This is a genomic window from Pseudoalteromonas sp. H103, assembly GCF_001469205.1.
GTDB lineage: Bacteria > Pseudomonadota > Gammaproteobacteria > Enterobacterales > Alteromonadaceae > Pseudoalteromonas > Pseudoalteromonas carrageenovora.
Window position 1 is genome coordinate 1 of record NZ_LOFG01000001.1, and the last position, 17,775, is coordinate 17,775.

Annotated in this window: 16 protein-coding genes; 11 read left to right on the forward strand and 5 right to left on the reverse strand. The window is 39.7% G+C overall.

Annotated elements, in window-relative coordinates; all coding sequences use genetic code 11:
- The first annotated feature begins 107 nt into the window (after nt 1–107).
- The 4 genes from cysC to ATS74_RS00025 all read left to right on the forward strand — a co-directional run bounded on the left by cysC (nt 108) and on the right by ATS74_RS00025 (nt 5,267).
- Nucleotides 108–719 (forward strand): adenylyl-sulfate kinase, encoded by a 612-nt coding sequence (gene cysC / locus ATS74_RS00005; protein WP_058546911.1) that lies wholly within the window; start codon nt 108–110, stop codon nt 717–719.
- A 550-nt stretch (nt 720–1,269) separates the two neighbouring features.
- Nucleotides 1,270–2,226 carry a DHHA1 domain-containing protein gene (locus tag ATS74_RS00015; RefSeq protein ID WP_058546913.1) on the forward strand — a complete coding sequence of 319 codons (957 nt, stop codon included), beginning with the start codon at nt 1,270–1,272 and terminating at the stop codon, nt 2,224–2,226.
- Between the two features lie 824 nt (nt 2,227–3,050).
- The gene (gene galU / locus ATS74_RS00020) at nt 3,051–3,971 is read left to right on the forward strand and encodes a UTP--glucose-1-phosphate uridylyltransferase GalU (RefSeq protein ID WP_058546914.1); all 921 of its coding nucleotides are present in this window, start codon (nt 3,051–3,053) and stop codon (nt 3,969–3,971) included.
- A gap of 129 nt (nt 3,972–4,100) precedes the next feature.
- Entirely contained in the window at nt 4,101–5,267 is a 1,167-nt protein-coding gene (locus ATS74_RS00025) for a nucleotide sugar dehydrogenase (protein ID WP_058546915.1), read from the forward strand.
- Between the two features lie 98 nt (nt 5,268–5,365).
- Here the strand turns inward: ATS74_RS00025 and ATS74_RS00030 are convergent, their stop codons facing one another.
- The gene (locus tag ATS74_RS00030) at nt 5,366–6,808 is read right to left on the reverse strand and encodes a capsule assembly Wzi family protein (RefSeq protein WP_058546916.1); all 1,443 of its coding nucleotides are present in this window, start codon (nt 6,806–6,808) and stop codon (nt 5,366–5,368) included.
- Between the two features lie 410 nt (nt 6,809–7,218).
- Here ATS74_RS00030 and ATS74_RS00035 point away from each other — a divergent pair, with 410 nt between their 5' ends.
- Both ATS74_RS00035 and ATS74_RS00040 read left to right on the forward strand, forming a co-directional pair.
- Nucleotides 7,219–7,692 (forward strand): peroxiredoxin, encoded by a 474-nt coding sequence (locus ATS74_RS00035; RefSeq protein WP_058546917.1) that lies wholly within the window; start codon nt 7,219–7,221, stop codon nt 7,690–7,692.
- Between the two features lie 199 nt (nt 7,693–7,891).
- A complete protein-coding gene (locus tag ATS74_RS00040) occupies nt 7,892–8,245 on the forward strand; it encodes a four helix bundle protein (protein WP_058546918.1) in 354 nt (117 codons plus the stop codon).
- Between the two features lie 44 nt (nt 8,246–8,289).
- Here the strand turns inward: ATS74_RS00040 and ATS74_RS00045 are convergent, their stop codons facing one another.
- The 4 genes from ATS74_RS00045 to ATS74_RS00060 are packed head-to-tail and all read right to left on the reverse strand — an operon-like array spanning nt 8,290 to nt 11,888.
- Complete coding sequence (locus tag ATS74_RS00045) at nt 8,290–8,790, reverse strand: DUF3299 domain-containing protein (RefSeq protein ID WP_058546919.1); 501 nt, start codon at nt 8,788–8,790, stop codon at nt 8,290–8,292.
- Between the two features lie 15 nt (nt 8,791–8,805).
- On the reverse strand, nt 8,806–10,113 hold the full coding sequence (locus ATS74_RS00050; RefSeq protein WP_058546920.1) for an ABC transporter permease: 1,308 nt from the start codon (nt 10,111–10,113) through the stop codon (nt 8,806–8,808).
- Nucleotides 10,110–10,808 carry an ABC transporter ATP-binding protein gene (locus ATS74_RS00055; protein WP_058546921.1) on the reverse strand — a complete coding sequence of 233 codons (699 nt, stop codon included), beginning with the start codon at nt 10,806–10,808 and terminating at the stop codon, nt 10,110–10,112. The genes ATS74_RS00050 and ATS74_RS00055 overlap by 4 nt, the downstream gene beginning before the upstream one ends.
- 9 nt (nt 10,809–10,817) lie before the next feature.
- Complete coding sequence (locus ATS74_RS00060) at nt 10,818–11,888, reverse strand: CDP-glycerol glycerophosphotransferase family protein (protein WP_082660540.1); 1,071 nt, start codon at nt 11,886–11,888, stop codon at nt 10,818–10,820.
- A 375-nt stretch (nt 11,889–12,263) separates the two neighbouring features.
- Here ATS74_RS00060 and ATS74_RS00065 point away from each other — a divergent pair, with 375 nt between their 5' ends.
- The 5 genes from ATS74_RS00065 (at nt 12,264) to ATS74_RS00085 (ending at nt 17,699) form a co-directional block, all read left to right on the forward strand.
- A complete protein-coding gene (locus tag ATS74_RS00065) occupies nt 12,264–13,367 on the forward strand; it encodes a phosphoribosylaminoimidazolesuccinocarboxamide synthase (RefSeq protein ID WP_058546922.1) in 1,104 nt (367 codons plus the stop codon).
- A 122-nt stretch (nt 13,368–13,489) separates the two neighbouring features.
- Complete coding sequence (locus ATS74_RS00070; protein WP_058546923.1) at nt 13,490–14,152, forward strand: methylamine utilization protein; 663 nt, start codon at nt 13,490–13,492, stop codon at nt 14,150–14,152.
- On the forward strand, nt 14,145–16,460 hold the full coding sequence (locus ATS74_RS00075) for a bifunctional diguanylate cyclase/phosphodiesterase (protein ID WP_058546924.1): 2,316 nt from the start codon (nt 14,145–14,147) through the stop codon (nt 16,458–16,460). Before ATS74_RS00070 ends, ATS74_RS00075 begins: the two co-directional genes overlap by 8 nt.
- Nucleotides 16,447–17,280: a DUF3034 family protein gene (locus tag ATS74_RS00080; RefSeq protein WP_058546925.1), complete on the forward strand. Its 834-nt coding sequence runs from the start codon at nt 16,447–16,449 to the stop codon at nt 17,278–17,280. Before ATS74_RS00075 ends, ATS74_RS00080 begins: the two co-directional genes overlap by 14 nt.
- Nucleotides 17,280–17,699, forward strand: coding sequence for a group I truncated hemoglobin (locus ATS74_RS00085; RefSeq protein ID WP_058546926.1), 420 nt, complete (start codon nt 17,280–17,282; stop codon nt 17,697–17,699). The genes ATS74_RS00080 and ATS74_RS00085 overlap by 1 nt, the downstream gene beginning before the upstream one ends.
- The last annotated feature ends 76 nt before the right edge of the window (nt 17,700–17,775 follow it).

The following is a 17,775-nucleotide window of genomic DNA, read 5'->3' on the forward strand; positions in this document are numbered from 1 at the left end:
GTCTTGCTTGCTGGCGCGTTGGTTTAAAAATGTAAGCTTTGCTTATTGCGCGAGCAAGCTTCACGCCTACGAGGGAGTTTGGTGTTTAATAATAAAAAGGTGCTTTAATGAGCCAAGACGAAAACATTGTATGGCACGCTCAAACTGTGTCGCGAGAGCAAAAACAACAACATAAAGGCCATAAGCCGCTACTGCTTTGGTATACGGGGTTAAGTGGATCGGGTAAATCTACTGTGGCAAATGCAGTAGAGGCAAAGTTATTTTCACTTGGTTGCCATACTTATTTGCTTGATGGCGACAATGTTCGTATGGGCTTAAATAAAGGGCTGACCTTTAGTGACGAAGATCGCATTGAAAATATTCGTCGCATTAGCGAAGTTGCAAAGTTATTTGTTGATGCGGGTTTAATTGTATCAACGGCGTTTATATCACCTTTTGCATCTGACCGCGCTCAAGCACGTAGTATTGTTAATAAAGGCGAGTTTGTAGAGGTATTTATTGATACACCTTTAGCTGTATGCGAAAGCCGTGACCCTAAAGGGTTATACAAAAAAGCACGTGCCGGTGAGATCCCAAATTTTACAGGGATTAGTTCATCATTTGATGTGCCTGAGCACCCAGAAATACACGTAAAAACAGCTGAGCAAACTATCGAACAAAGTGCAGAGCAAATTATTAATTATTTAATAAAAAATAAGATTATTGAAGTTAAGAGTTAGGGAAGGTGGCTGCTGAGGGCGAAGGGCGAAGGGCTGAGAGCGACGGGCTACGGACTAAGAGCGGCGCGGTGTTAAATTACTTGTAGGCGTCTTGCTTGCTGGCGCGTTGGTTTAAAAATGTAAGCTTCGCTTATTGCGCGAGCAAGCTTCACGCCTACGGGTGGTGGTTTTGGGCGATGGGCAGCGGGCTACGAGCGACGGGCGGCTCGGTGTTAAATTTACTTGTAGGCGTCTTGCTTGCAGGTTCATTGGTTTAAAAATGTAAGCTTTGCTTATTGCGCGAGCAAGCTTCACGCCTACGGGTGTTGGCTTTGGGCGATAGGCTGAGAGCAGCGGGCGATGGGCTGAGGGCGACGGGCTAAGGGCGGCTCGGTGTTAAATTTACTTGTAGGCGTCTTGCTTGCTGGCGCGTTGGTTTAAAAATGTAAGCTTTGCTTATTGCGCGAGCAAGCTTCACGCCTACGGGTGGTAGCTTTGGGCGATGGGCGTAAAGCTGCGGGTAGAGCACGGTCTATGATAAATTTTTTATATTTGGATATTTGAGAACATTATGAAATACGATATTTTTAACGGTGATGCGGATGGCATTATCGCTCTATTACAGCTTCAACTGGCTAACCCTACTGATACTGTAAAGGTTACCGGTGTGAAAAGAGATATTCAATTAATGAAAAAAATCACTCCGCAAGAGGGTGATTGTATTCGGGTATTAGATATTTCAATGGAAAAAAACATGTCGGAGCTGCATGAAGCGTTGAGTGCGGGAGCTCGTGTGATGTATGTAGATCATCATAAAGCGGGAGACATACCTGCTCATGCTAATTTATTTGCTCATATCGATTTAGATGCAAATATGTGCACAAGCTTAATTGTAAGCGATTTAATTGATAAGCAATTTCACTTATGGGCTATTACTGCTGCCTACGGCGATAATTTGTTTGCAAAGGCAGATAGCGAAGCTGACAAACTAAATTTATCTGATTTACAAAAATCACAATTAAAAGCATTTGGTACATACATAAATTATAACGGCTACGGCAGTGAAGTGGCCGATTTGCACTTTGCACCTGAAGAGTTATACGAACTGCTTTTACAGTATAAATCTCCATTTGATGCAATAAACGATAAAAACTCGGTTTATTATACCCTTGAGCTAGCCTACAAAGCCGATATGGAAAAAGCTGCTAATGCACAGGTTGTACATGATTGTGATACAGCCAAGGTTATTTTGTTAGAAGATGCAGCCTGGGCCCGCCGAGTAAGTGGTGTGTTAGGTAATGATTTAGCTAACCAATCGCCAAATAAAGCACATGCCGTATTTACCTTTAATAATAAAGGTAGTTACTTAGTAAGTGTAAGAGCGCCGCTTAACAATAAGCAAGGTGCCGTTGATATTTGTAGTAAATTTGCGACAGGCGGAGGCCGTGCCGCTGCTGCAGGCATAAACGAATTACCTAAATCGCAAGTTGAAAGCTTTGTTGAGGAGCTTGTAGGTTATTACAAGTAGAAATGTTAGGTAGTAACGAGCAGCGGGTGATGGGCGACGAGCGACGGGCAACGAGCGGCTCGGTGTTAAATTTACTTGTAGGCGTCTTGCTTGCTGGCGCGTTGGTTTAAAAATGTAAGCTTTGCTTATTGCGCGAGCAAGCTTCACGCCTACGGGTGGTGGCTTTGGGCGATAGGCTGAGAGCGGCGCGGTGTTAAATTACTTGTAGGCGTCTTGCTTGCAGGCTCATTGGTTTAAAAATGTAAGCTTTGCTTATTGCGCGAGCAAGCTTCACGCCTACGAGAGATAGCGATGGGCGAGGGGCAGCGGGTGATAGGCAGCGAGCGACGGACGACGAGCGACGGGCAACGAGCGGCTCGGTGTTAAATTTACTTGTAGGCGTCTTGCTTGCTGGCGCGTTGGTTTAAAAATGTAAGCTTCGCTTATTGCGCGAGCAAGCTTCACGCTTACGGGTGGTGGCTTTGGGCGATGGGCGACGGGCTACGAGCGGCGCTGTGTTATAAAAATGTAAGCTTCGCTTATTGCGCGAGCAAGCTTCACGCCTACGGGTGATAGCTTTGGGCGACGAGCAGCGGGCAATGGGCAGCGGGCTACGGGCGGCTTGGTGTTAAATTTACTTGTAGGCGTCTTGCTTGCTGGCGCTGTGTTATAAAAATGTAAGCTTTGCTTATTGCGTGAGCAAGCTTCACGCCTACGGGTGATAGCCTTGGGCTTATTTATTATTTAATAAAACACGTTATTAGTTATATTCAGGTTATATCTACTTTAGTGTTGGTAAGTTAAGATCAAACTATAAATTATTATTTTAAAATAAAGGACTAAATATGAAAGCTGTTATCCCTGTTGCGGGCCTTGGAACACGTATGTTACCAATGACTAAAGCTATTCCTAAAGAAATGCTACCAATTGTTGATAAGCCACTTATTCAATACATTGTTAGTGAGTGTGTAGCTGCGGGTATTAAAGACATAGTGCTTGTAACGCATAGCTCTAAAAACGCGATTGAAAACCACTTTGACACAAGCTACGAGCTTGAAGCTACGCTTGAAAAGCGTGTTAAGCGTGCGCTGCTTGAAGAAGTTCGTTCTATTTGCCCGGCTGATGTAACAGTTATGAGCGTTCGCCAAGGCGAAGCCAAAGGCTTAGGGCATGCTATTTTATGTGCAAAACCTATTGTTGGCGATGACAATTTTATTGTATTACTACCAGATGTAATACTTGATGCTTATACGGCTGATCAAAAAACTGAAAACTTAGCAGCTATGATCAAGCGTTTTAACGAAACCAAAGCTAGCCAAATTATGCTTGAGCCAGTAGCACAGGAAGACGTAAGTAAATACGGTATTGCTGATATTAATGGCGTGCAATTAACACCTGGCAATAGTGCTGCAATTAAAACTATGGTTGAAAAACCAGATGCAGACGCAGCACCTTCAAACCTTGCGGTAGTTGGCCGTTATGTATTAAGTAAAAATATTTGGCCATTATTAGCTAGAACACCAGTTGGTGCTGGTGGCGAAATACAATTAACGGACTCTATTGATGCGTTAATGACACAAGAAACCGTTGAAGCGTTTCATATGAGTGGTCGCTCACACGATTGTGGCGATAAACTTGGCTACTTAAAGGCTATTGTTGAATACTCAATGCGTGATGAAAAATTAGGTAAAGACTTTACTGCTTTTATGACTCAAATTGCTCAAGATGACGAGCAAACCGTTAAAGGCAATGTAGTTAACTTATAACAAAAAAGCCCATACTTTTTTAAGTGTGGGCTTTTTACTTATAGCTATTTTAATTAAATTTATTGTTTATTCGTTTTAGCGCCTAGCTCTGGTAAAATAATAAAAAACTTTTATACCTAAAGGAATAATATGAAAATCGCCGTAGTTGGTACTGGCTATGTAGGCCTTTCAAACGCTATGCTTTTATCGCAGCACAATGAAGTTGTTGCACTGGATATTGATGAGCAAAAAATTGCACTTTTAAACGATAAAAAATCACCGATTGTTGATACCGAAATTAGTGAGTTTTTAACGCGCAGTGACCTAAATTTTACAGCAACTACCGATAAAGTAGCGGCTTATAAAAATGCAGATTATGTAATTATAGCGACCCCTACCGATTACGATGTAGAAAATAACTACTTTAATACCAGCTCGGTTGAAGCGGTAATTAAAGATGCAATGGCGCATAACCCTAATGCAGTTATGGTAATAAAATCGACTATTCCTGTAGGCTTTACAGCCGATATTAAACAGCAGCTTAATGCTGAAAACTTAATATTTTCGCCAGAATTTTTACGTGAAGGTAAAGCCCTTTACGATAACTTACATCCGTCACGCATTGTGGTTGGTGAGCAAAGTGAGCGCGCTACTGTATTTGCTAATTTACTTAAACAAGGCGCTATTAAGCAAGATGTTGAAGTGCTATTTACTGACTCAACAGAAGCTGAAGCAATTAAGTTATTTTCTAACACTTACTTAGCTATGCGAGTGGCTTACTTTAACGAGCTTGATAGCTACGCAGAGGCGCATGGGTTAAACAGCAAGCAAATTATACAAGGCGTAGGTTTAGACCCTCGCATTGGGAGTCATTATAATAATCCGTCGTTTGGTTACGGAGGCTACTGTTTACCAAAAGATACCAAGCAACTACGTGCAAATTACCAAGATGTGCCAAATAATATTATTGGCGCTATTGTAGATGCAAATACTACTCGTAAAGACTTTATTGCTGACTCAATTATTAAACGCAGCCCTAAAATAGTAGGTGTGTATCGCTTAGTAATGAAAACTGGCTCAGATAACTTTAGAGCGTCTGCTATTCAAGGCATTATGAAACGCATAAAAGCTAAAGGTATTGAGGTTGTTGTTTTTGAACCAGTACTTGAAGAAAACGAGTTTTATCATTCGCGTGTAATAAAAGACCTAAACGAGTTTAAGCAAATATCTGATGTTGTGGTTTCTAACCGTATGGTTGAAGAGCTAAGTGACATTGCAGATAAAGTGTACACACGAGATTTATTTGGTAGTGATTAAAAAGTAAAAGTTTTTGAGTCTTCTAAGTAAACATATACTTAGAAGACTTTTTAATAAATTACAATTTTATTAGCATAGTGCTGTATTGTTTATACGTTTTAAAAGCTAGCAAAAACACCTAAGCGAGCAAACGTTTCTCCGAACACATCCTTTCCTTGATAAAGCTCAGCTCCCCAGCTTTTTGCACCCATTATTGGTTTACTTAATTTACGTGTATACGCTGTTTGCAGCTCGTAACTAGTTTTGTAACCATCGCGCTTATTTTCCAGCGTGCGAATAGTGGTATTAAGTGTTTCTATGGAGCTTAATTGCCAATGCCAATTTACGCTCATTGATTTAGCTGGTGTGTAGTCGGTGTAATCGTGTTCATCACCTAGCCAATGGCCAATAACATTACCTGAATTACGGTTACCATCAAGGTAAAGTCGGTTGCCATACCAACTTTGTTGTAAGTTACTATGCTCAAATCTCAAGCTGTGGTTGTTAGCTATAAAAGGTAAGTATAAACCAAAGCTGTAGGCGTTATTTCGCGAGCCGCCTAATGTATCTTCAAGTGCGACCTCACCATACAACTCATACGGCATTGAATAAATACTGTTGTTGTATTCAAAGGTAATAGAACCTAACTGATCGCCCAGTTCGTAATTACCACCTATTTCGTTTGCGTCTTTGCGACCTACATTATCTTTACTACCAGGAGTAAAAAAGCCTTCTGCAAAGTCTTTTAACGTTACGCTACGTGGGCCGCCACCAAATTGCATTAAGCGGCTTAGGCCTATAGTTAAGTTATCGGTTGCAGCAAAGCTAACATGCAAACCGTATAAATACGGTTTACCTTTACCGTATGTACGTTCAGTAGCGTTTTGTTCTTCTTCATCTAAAATGCCGCTTTGCTCGGTCATTTGGCTTATAAACATGTCGTATCGAATATTAAAGCTAGTTATTGGCTCTACGTTACTAAGTGTTATAGAAGGCGTTGTTTTAGCTTGTGTACTTAGTAGCATGGCGCTGTCTTCAAATGGTGAATACCAATGCTCACGGTAGCCAATATCTAATTGGGCGTATTTATAACCTAGGTAAACAAAGCTTTGTGTTGGCAATATTTCGTCTTCGTTGGCTATGCCTGCCACACTTACACCAAAATGGCGACCAAAGTTGGCGTATGCGCCGCCTTCAACAATTAAGTTGGTTTTAGTGGTTTGCCCACGTTGGTTTGGGAGTGTTTTATCTTTTGTACCTGCAGCAATAGTCACTTTTGCAAATGCACCGGCATCGCTTTGAATGTAAGGGCTAAGTTGGTACGAAAGTGTTTGATATAGCTCGGGGTAAGTGTGCCTAATAGTTTGTAGCACGCTGTAAATATCATGCGCTTTATAAGGTTTACTCATTATATGAGTGTTTTTACTTACGGCTAAAAGCCGTTGTACTTGGTGCTCAAGTTCAGGTGCTTGGTTTAAAGGCAAGTAAGGTGATACACCACCTTTAGCAACTGCGTTTGCACTGATTGCCATCCCTATAAACAGTGATATTTTTTTGAGCATAATTATTCCGTTAGCAAATTTTATGATAGTAAAAACGTTAATGCGAGGTTAGCAATAAATACGTTAGTAAGAAAGGAAAAAGCGTTTATAGGCAGTAGCTTTGGGTTGTCAGCTGTCAGCTATCAGTTGTTAGTTATCAGTTGTTAGTTATCAGTTATCCGTTGTCAGTTATTAGTTATTAGTTATCAGTTATTAGTTATTAGTTATTAGTTATCAGTTATTAGTTATCAGTTATTTGATCTGACCCTGATAAAGTAATTTATTCAAAAAGAAATTAGAGGGTGCTGCGCTTTAGATATGCAAAAAATAATAGGCTTTATGTTTTACTGAAAACGGTTTTTTATAACATCTGTTTAGTAAATGCTATATGCTGTAACCGTATATTATATCAACACCAATAAGGATTTATCATGATTGAGCAAGGCCAAAAATTACCAGATGTGACACTAACACAGTTAACTAATGACGGTATGCAAACACTTACTAATAAAGATTTGTTTGATGGTAAAAAGGTAGTGCTATTTGCAGTGCCAGGCGCTTTTACACCAACGTGTTCTAATGCGCACTTACCTGAATTTATTACTCTTGCAGATAAAATAAAAGCTAAAGGTGTCGATGCTATTTACTGCGTATCGGTAAATGATGCATTTGTGATGAAAGCGTGGGGTGAATCGCAAAACGCAGAAGAAATTTCATTACTTGCAGATGGAGATGCAAGCTTTACCAAAGCACTAGGCCTTGATAAAGACACTGCCGGTTTTGGTGGCACTCGCTCTAGCCGTTACGCAATGATTATTGATAATGCTGAAGTAACAGGACTATTTGTAGAGCAAGGAAAAGAGTTTGAAGTGAGTCGCGCTGAATATGTGTTAGAGAAAATTTAAGGGCGTTTTTAGTTATTAGAAGTCAGTTGTTAGCTATCAGCTATTAGCTATCAGCTATCAGCTATCAGTTATTAGCTATTAGTTTTCAGCTATCTGTCGTAGGGCTTCGTAGGTAAGCTAGTTAGTATATGCTTACAGCCTTTTACTTTTTCGAAATGAGGTCTAGTATAAGCAAAGCTTATAGCTAATGGCTTAAATTATGAACTTCGAAAGTTTGGATGTCTGGAAACGCTCAGCGCGATTAAGTGCGCAAATTTACAAAGAGACTGCCTATATAAAGGATTTTGGATTTAGGGATCAACTAACTCGTTCTGGGTTATCTGTACCGAGCAACATTGCAGAGGGTATGACTAGGGAAAGTAATAAAGAAAAAGTAAGGTTTTTAGATATTGCTCGATCATCACTTGCAGAAGCCCGGACCCAAATTTATATTGGAATAGATATAGGTTATATCAAACAGCCTGTAGGTACAGTTTGGTTAGATGAAACTGTGGCGTTATCAAAAATGTTGACGGGCTTAATCGCTAGACTAAAATCGACCGCTAACCGCTAACCGCTAACCGCTAACCGCTAACCGCTAACCGCTGACCGCTAAACTTATAATTCAAACGGTGCTACGCCTACCGCTTTCATTTTATATCCTACTTGGGCTATTTCGCCTGACCAGCTTTGTGTACTTATAATACCTGTTACTACTATTGCGTCGTATAAACTGTCGATAGGTACGCCGCCTTTAATTGTTACATGTACTATTTGGTTTGGCGGTGGTGGTGGTACGTGAATGCACGCGCCAAAGTATGGCACTAATAAAAACTCGGTGATTACTTCGCTATCTCCCTCTAGCGGCACTACAAAACCTGGTAAACTCACTGATTGTCCATCAAGCGCTTTTACTACTGGTGCATCTAAATCGGGTTGCACCCAATTTTGCTCACTGCCTTCATGATTGGCCTGTGCTTGTGTATCTATTTGTACATGACCTTTAGGAATTAAATCTTCCCAAAAAATCTCTTTTGGCGGGTTGGCATTACTAATAAAGCTTATAAATAATAAGCTAATGCATAAGCTGTAATTAACTACTGTTTTAAAAAACGTCATGGGATACCTAAAAAATTATATTTTTATACTCATGCCATCGCTGAGTGAGTAAAAGTAAGCTCGGGTGGCGGGTATTAAACCAATAATAAAACCGGCAGCCATAATAACGCCTATTAAGGTGAGTTCATAGTAAGAGAGCATAGCTATGTTTACGCTTATGCCTGCGTGGCTTTGTAGATAGCTACTGGCTAAAAGCATAACTAAGTAATAAAGCGCGCTGCCTACAATGCACCCGAGCAAGGTGGTAAAAAGTGACTCAATACTTATTAGCGTGAATAATTGCCAAGGGCGAGCACCTACAGAGCGCAATATAGCAAGTTCGCGTCGTCGTTGGTTTAAATTAGCAAGCAGCGTAGTGAGCATACCTAATAAACTAACCAGCACTACAACACCCGAAAACAACAGTAATACTTTTTCGACTATTGCTAACATTTGCCACAGCTCTTTAAGCGTTACCGTTGGCATAATGCCAAGCAGTGCTTCTTTTTTATATTGATTTATATTGCGCCTAATTTGTAGCGTGTATAAAGGCGAATCGAAGCCCATTAAAAAAGCGGTAATTTGTTTGGGGTGCCCCGTTAAATCATTATGCTTTTCGTGTTCATCGTGTTCATCGTGTTCATCGTGTTCATCGTGTTCATCGTGTTCATCGTGTTCATCGTGTTCATCGTGTTCGTTATGAGCAGAGCTACCATGTATTAAGTCAATTGCGGCCAGTGGTATGTGTAAGGTTTTATCCACTGGCGTGCCAGTGGCATTTAAAATGCCGGTAACTTTAAAAGGATTATCTTTATGGTGATGAAAGCTGGTATTGCCCATACCATGAGATATAACTATTTGGTCACCTAATTTATAATTTAAGCGGTTTGCTACATCACTTCCTAGTACTACTTCGTTAATGGCTGTAAAGGCATGCCCTTGGTTAAAGGTTAAGTTCTGTTTTTTAGCAAATTGATAATGCGTAAAGTAATCAAGCGTTGTACCAAGTACCGCTTGGCCTTTATGGCTATCGCCAAGGCTTATAGGAATACTCCATTTAACGCCGCGTTGATGAGTAATGTACTCATAACTTTGCCAGCTTACGCCATTATTTGTATGGCCAATTCTAAATACTGATGAAAGCAATAATTGTATATCGCCGGTTCGCGCTCCCACAATTAAATCGGTGCCTGAAATAGTATTGCTAAAACTACTTTTTGCATCAACTCGTATGCGCTCAATACTTAAAAGCAGCATTACACTTATAGCGATGGTAAAAAGCGTGAGTAATACGCTTGCACGACGATTTAATAAGCTTTTGTAGGCAAGTTTAGTAAGGATCATAGTGGCTCCTGCAAGCTCATTAGATCAATAGCACGATCAAATAGCGGTTTTAAGCTTTCATCGTGGCTTACAAACACTAAAGTACTGTTGGAGAGCTTTGCTTGTTCAAACAACAGTTTTATAAAGCTTTGGCGGTTGTTTGCATCAAGTGCTGAAGTGGGCTCATCGGCAATAATGAGCTCTGGGCTACCTATAAATGCACGGGCTGCTGCAACACGCTGCTGTTGGCCAATACTTAATGTGGCTACATCTTTATTATGGTACTGCTTACTAAGCCCTAATGCGTTTAGTAAACGTACGGCTTCTTTTTGTAATGAAGGTTTAGGCTCTATTTGTTGTTTTAATGCTTTTTGTTGTCGGCTTTTTGAAAATTCACAGCCAAGCGTTACATTTTCGATTGGCGATAGATAAGGGAGCAAATTAAAGTTTTGAAAAATATAACCAATATGATCTGCTCTAAAGGTATCTCGTTTGGTGTTGCTTTGTGTATTTAAATTTTGACTTAATATTAAAACATCACCGCTGGTGGCGGTATTAATACCTGCCAGTAGTGCTAATAATGTTGATTTACCCGAGCCACTAGGGCCATGCAAAAAAATATGCTCACCTTTATTTATTATTAGGGTAGGTATGTTGAGCGTGGGGATAGGGTCATTTTTATGCCATTTAAAGGTAACGTTATTAAGACTAATCATTGTGTAGTTTTACCAACCCCAAAAGTTGAACTCTTTTCGCATTTTTAAATTTCTAAAAAGGTTAAGAGGTTTAGGTTTTAGTTTTTCGTTTTTATGTAAAAACTCATTTGCTGCGTTTAGCACCCTTTGGCTTGATTGGCCGTCGGTGTACGGGTGAAGCTCTTGGCAGTAGCTTTCAATATGTTGCATTAAGTTTTTAGGTTTTGTTAATGCATGCTCTATGGCGGCTTCTACTTCATCGGCTTGTGTTACATCAAGTAAGTGAGGCATCGGTTTTTGATTGCAAAAAGTGACCACTGGTTTTCTAAGGAGTAAAAACATCAGTAGTATTGATGATGTATCACACAGCATTACATCAGCAGCTTTGAGCAAGGGTAACACGTTGTCTGTTTCTATAAAGGTTAAGTTTTCATTACTTAATGCTTTGTATTTATTAACCCATTCGCTTGGCATTTTTGGATGGAACTGCATTAAAATACGCCATTTACCTTGGTCACTAAAGCGCTTTATCTGCTCAAATAATTTTGGGGCCAGTGAAAGCTTTCGTGAAAAAGTAGAGCAAATAAGTAGTGTAGGCCTTGGGTCGTTACTGCTATATGGATTACTTTGTGAGTCGCTAAATAAAGGGTCTAAGGTGGGCCAACCTGTCTCGGTTACTTTAAAAAAACCATGCTGCAGAGCAAGTTCTTTAAAGCGCTCAGTGGTGTTAGGGCCTTGTGTACAATATAAATCGTAGCAGCCTCTAATGGTAAAGTGACCTCGGTTTCCTTCAGAGCTACGCTTTTCTGAATTAAAACCATGAAAAACTGCTACTTTTTTACCTGGAATAAAGCTTGGAACAATATTACCCGGAATATACGTTATATCTGGCTTCCAGCTTCTTACATCACTAATTGTATGCAATTGCTGTTCATCTGAGCTTAAAAAACTAGGGTTTACCTCGCTACCAGCTAAAAACCAACGTACTTCACCTCCGTGCGCTAAAATTTGCGCCTGCAAAGGTCTTAAAATAGCGTATGAGTAATTTTGAGAAATATACATCAAGTACTTTTTATTTTTAGTAGCAGATAAGTAATTCAAACGGCACCCCTTTGGTTAGCACGCTGAGTTTACCGCATTATTACAGCCATATAAATATTGCGTGGTTATTTAACCTCAGCTCCGGATAATAAACCTATCTCTAGCAGCTATTTTCAGCGCTAACTGCGTTGAACTTACTTGCAATAGGCCAGCTGTTGACGCGTAAACTCGCTTTGTTTTCATTGAAAATCTCTGGCTAGAGAAAATAAATTTAAATATCACCATAATTCAATATGTTAGTGAGTCTCTTAACCAGAGTTCAGGTTATTTAGTTTTCAGTGCTGATTGAGCTTTAGGGTAGGCTGATTTATTATATAGCGCTTATAACCCCATACCATACTTTGCTCATTGAGCATCCCTAACCCCGGAGATAGCATGACTAGCTATAAAGTTTTAGACGTAAACGATGATTTACCCATTCGCACTAAAGGTGAAGTACACAGCGGTAAAGTTCGTTCGGTTTATTGGCTAACAGACGAAGACAGCGCTCGACTCATTAAAGATAAAGGCTACAAGGTGCCTCAAGGTACTGAGTTAGCAATTATGGTTATTTCAGACCGTATTTCTGCTTTTGATTGTATTTGGCAAGGCGAAAATGGTTTAAACGGCGTGCCGGGTAAAGGTATAGCACTTAATTCAGTTGCATCTCATTGGTTTAAGTTATTCGATAAAGCAGGCCTTGCAGGGAATCACATTGTTGATATTCCGCATCCCTATGTATGGATTGTACGCAAAGCAAGTACCGTTAAAGTAGAAGCCATTGCACGCCAATATATTACTGGCAGCATGTGGCGCGACTATGCAAAAGGCACACGTAATTTTTGCGGTATAGATTTACCAGAGGGTTTAAAAGCTAACCAAAAGCTTGATGATGTACTTATTACTCCTTCAACCAAAGGCATTATTGAAGGTGTTACCGATATTCCACCTGTTGATGATGTGAATATTACCCGTGCTAATATCACTGATAATTTAGATGTATTTAATTTTAAATCGGCTAATGACGTTACTAAATACGAAAAGCTATTGGTTGAGGGCTTTAAGTTAATTAGTGATGAGCTGGCAAAGCTTGATCAAATTTTTGTTGATACAAAATTTGAGTTTGGCTATGTAGAGGACTTAAACGGTACACAACAACTTATTTATATTGACGAAGTAGGTACACCTGACTCTTCGCGCATATGGGATGAAGCGGCTTACCGCGATGGCAAAATAGTTGAAAACTCTAAAGAGGGATTTCGTCAGTTATTAATTTCTAACGTGCCAGAAAGTGACGTGTTATTAAACAAAGATCGTATGGACGAGCGCGAGCAACTCGCTAAAGATTACATTTTACCAGAGGCTGTTATGCTTGAAGTCTCGAATACTTATGTAGGCATAGCAAGTAAAATTGTAGGTAAAGATATTGTAATACCTGAAGATCCTCGCCAAGAAGTGATTGATATTTTAGATGCCGATTACGGACTTATTGTAAAATAACAATACTAAAGTATGTAATAACGAGTTAGCCCAGTTTTTATTTTTAGTTACTGGGCTATAATTCTTGCAATTAGTGCTCGTCTCTAATTAACTTAACCTAACATTAATGTTTGGGTGTTGTTATGTTTAAGTGGGCATTGCAAAAATATGCAAAACATAGTTATTTTTTAGCTATAGGTTTGTTTTACAGTCAGTTTGCCTCAAGTGCAAACATAAACTTAGTATTAGAAGATCAGCACGGCCAAAAACTATCGGGCGCCGTTGTTGAGATAATTAATGCAAGCACTCATTCAGCACCAAAAACATTACCCCTTGCAGTAATGGATCAGGTTCATAAACAGTTTTTACCTGAGTTATTAGTAGTACAACAAGGCCAGCAGGTTAACTTTCCTAACAGCGATAATATTCGCCATCATGTATATTCTTTTTCACAAGCTAAGCCTTTTCAGCTAAGGTTATATTCTGGCCAACCAAAAGAGCCAATTAAGTTTGATCAACAAGGTGTTGTTGTTTTAGGCTGTAATATTCACGACTCCATGGTGGGCTATATTTATGTTGCTAGCAGCGAAAGTGTATATAAAAGCGATAAAAAAGGGCTGATTAGCCTTACTTTAGACACTTTACCTGCGCAAGTGAGTGTATGGCATCCTCTTCAAACAGCACCGCTGGAGAATAAAAAAATTATAACAATTAACTCTCAAAAGCAGTTGCTAGTCACTGTAAATACTTCATCCCCCGCTCCTCGAAATACGTTTGGGAGTAAATTTAAGGCCGGTAATGACTAATAGTTTACGAAACCGTATAACCATTTTATGTGTAGGCTTAGTGTTATTAACCACTTTGGTCAGTTTGCTCAGTTTTTGGTGGTCTACAAGTAAGTTTCAAGAAGAAAAAGTAAATCAAGATATTAATGTTGCACAAAGTGTTTATAAGCAATATCTAAAATCTAAAGAAAGCTTACTGCTAACGGCTGCAAAGGTGCTTACTTCCGACTTTGGCTTTAAACAAGCGGTTGCTACACGCGATGCGGGCACTATAAGTAGTGTGTTGTTTAACCATAGCCAGCGTATTGATGCCGAGCTAATGTTACTGCTCGATTTGTCGGGCAAGTTAATTTCGGCTAATACTAACGAAGATGCTTTTGCACATAATTTACAACCACTAATGGAAGAGCTATTAAGTGCACCTGAAGAGTCGAGCTTTGTGGTTCTTAACAATGCGCTTTACCAGGTTATTTTACTGCCTGTTAGAGCACCGCGTACGGTAGCGTATAGTCTTGTAGGTTTTAAAATAGATGACGGTGTGGCTAATGAACTAAAAAGTTTAACCGGCATGGACGTGAGCTTTATTGGCAGTGCCGACGATATTGTTATTAGCTCTTTGGCAGAGCGGCCAACCCCATTTGAACCTGTTTCTTATTTTAATACTGTTACTACAACGCGCTTTTTTGGCGAGTATTTGGTGTACCGTAATTTAGATATAGAACTGGCGTCTTTAGCGAGCCACCCTGTTATTATTTTGCTCAGTGCCGACTTAACACAAAGCTATACAGACTTCGAAAAACTGCTTTTTACACTGATTATTTTAGCTATTTTAACAATGTTTATTGGGGTAATAACCAGTAGTTTATTTGCAAATAATTTAACCACACCGTTATCTCAGCTTGCTGTAATAGCTAAGCAATTTGCGCAAGGTAATTATAGCTTTGAGTTTAAAGGCAAAAAGCAAAGTACAGAAATAGCCACCTTAGTTGCCGCATTCGATAGCATGGGTAACGATATAAATGAGCGTGAGCAACAAATTAGCTTTCAGGCTCGCCATGATTCTCTTACCGGTTTTTATAATCGCTCGGCTATGCTTGAAGTACTTGATGATGAGCTTGATGCCAAAGCCGAATACACGTTAGTTGCCATTGATATAAAAGGCCTGCGCCATATTAACGATAAACTAGGCCCACGTATTGGTGATGATTGCTTAAAAGCCGTGGCGTGTAGAATAAGCGAGTTTTCAGATGAGTTAGGTGGTTTTCATGCCCGTATTGGTGGGGATGAGTTTTTAACCGTATTTCCCACTGGTGCAGCACGGGATCAAAAAAGTGGCATTGTAGGTTTAATGGCTCAATTGCAGGCTTGTTATACCATTCAAAAGCTAAAAATTAGCTTACGTTTTAGCGCAGGAATTGTGCAGTACCCTGCACAAGGGATGGCAAGTGACGATTTAATGCGCCGTGTACTTATTGCAGTAGAAAGCGCGGCTAATAATCAAGAAAATATACATTATTACAAAAATGGTGAAGACGAAGCGCACTTAGAGCGTTTAATTATGCTTGATGAACTAAAGCAGGCTATAAGTGATGACGATGGGCAGCTGTTTATGACCTATCAGCCTAAATTACATATGGTTACCCAAAAAATAGATAAAGTGGAGTCACTTATACGCTGGCAGCGTAAAGATGGCAGCTGGGTAAACCCCGAGTTATTTATTGATTTAGCCGAGCAGTCGGGGCTTATTGTTGAACTAACAGCTTGGGTGGTTAATACCGTGGTTTCTCAAGTTGCCGATTGGCAAAATAAAGGCATTAATTTACAAGCGGCTATTAACGTATCTGCACAAGATATTGCATTTCCGGGTTTTCATTCAGCGCTGGTGCGCACTCTTAAAAAGCATAACGTAGCGCCTAGTTTGATCACAATTGAGCTGACCGAACGCGATATGATCGAAAATGAAGAAAAAGGCATAAAAGCGCTACAAAATTTAAAAGAGGTTGGCGTAAAAATATCGCTTGATGATTATGGTGTGGGGCAAACATCGCTTGGGCGATTAAAAATGTTACCTATTGATGAGCTAAAATTAGATAAGTGCTTTATTTTAAAACTAGATGAATCTCAAAAAGATCAATTTATAGTGCAGTCATCAATTACGCTAGGTCATCAACTGGGGTTTTCGGTGGTAGCTGAGGGCGTAGAAACTTTAGACTCATTAAATCTACTTAAAGAAATGAAATGTGATCATGCGCAAGGTTATTACCTAAGTAGACCTTTAAAAGCAGACCTATTAGAAGAGTGGCTAAAGGAATATTATGAAAAGAATTAAGTGTTTATTGGCAGGATTGCTTTTAGCGACTAGTTTTTCTAGCCTCGCGAGTAATGGAAAGCTATTAGCCACACCGGGTGTTTCTCAAATTGAAGGCAGTGGCGGCGGTGGTATTGTTCCGTGGGCACAACTAGCCGGTTACGCAAGCGAAGATGAGTTTTCGGTAAATGGTTTTTGTAGCCGTGCAGATGTAACTGATTACACACTCGATGTGTGCGGTGCACAACTTAATTTATTTAATAGAATAGAGCTTAGCTATGCTCAGCAACGATTTGATGTACCCGCGCTTGATACCGAAATAGAGCAATCTATCACGGGTGCTAAAATTCGTTTATACGGTGATATAGTTTACAGCGATTGGCCACAATTAAGCTTAGGTATACAGCATAAATCGCTTGATGATGGCTCAGTAGCAACACTTGTAGGTGCACAAGACACTAGCGGAACCGATTATTACTTAGCGGCAAGTAAATTACATTTAGGCGCTATTGCGGGCTATAACTGGTTTTGGAATGTAACCACACGCTATAGCGAAGCTAATCAACTTGGTTTACTTGGTTACGGTGGGTCAAATGGAAGCGGTAAAGTGTTATTTGAAGGCAGCACCGCACTATTTTTTAGCCGTGAAGTAGCTGTAGGTATTGAGTATCGCCAAAAAAATAATAACCTTAATTTAGGCGAACAAGACTGGAAAGATCTGTTTGTAGCCTGGATGCCCAATAAACATGTGAGTGTGACAGCGGCATACCTTGATTTAGGTAGTATTGCTGGTGCGGACGATCAAACGGGCTGGTATTTATCGGTTACAGGGTATTGGTAATGAAAAGCGTCGCTATTTTTTTTATATGTATAATTTTACTAAACGGGTGTACAAGCTCTACGCAGCTATCGCTTTATCAAAAGTTAGATGGCAAAGCCGGTTTGGCTCGAATAGTTGACAGCTTTATTTATCAAATAGGTAATGACAAGCAAGTTATACACTACTTTGAGCACAGTAATATAGCGCATTTTAGGCAAGGGTTTATTACGCATATGTGTATGTTAGTAGAAGGCCCATGTGAATACGATGGCGACTCTATGGTGGCAATTCATACGGGTATGCATATTACAGAGAAAGACTTTAATCATGTAGTCGATTTACTAATAAATGCTATGAATGAGCAAAATATAAACCATAATTTACAAAATGAGATTCTTTCTCGAATGGCCCCTTTACGCGGTGAAATTATAAAGATATAACCTATTTAAAATCAGCAAAATATTCACATGATTGAGTGAACCTTGCTATTGTAACATTGTCCACTTAATATCACTT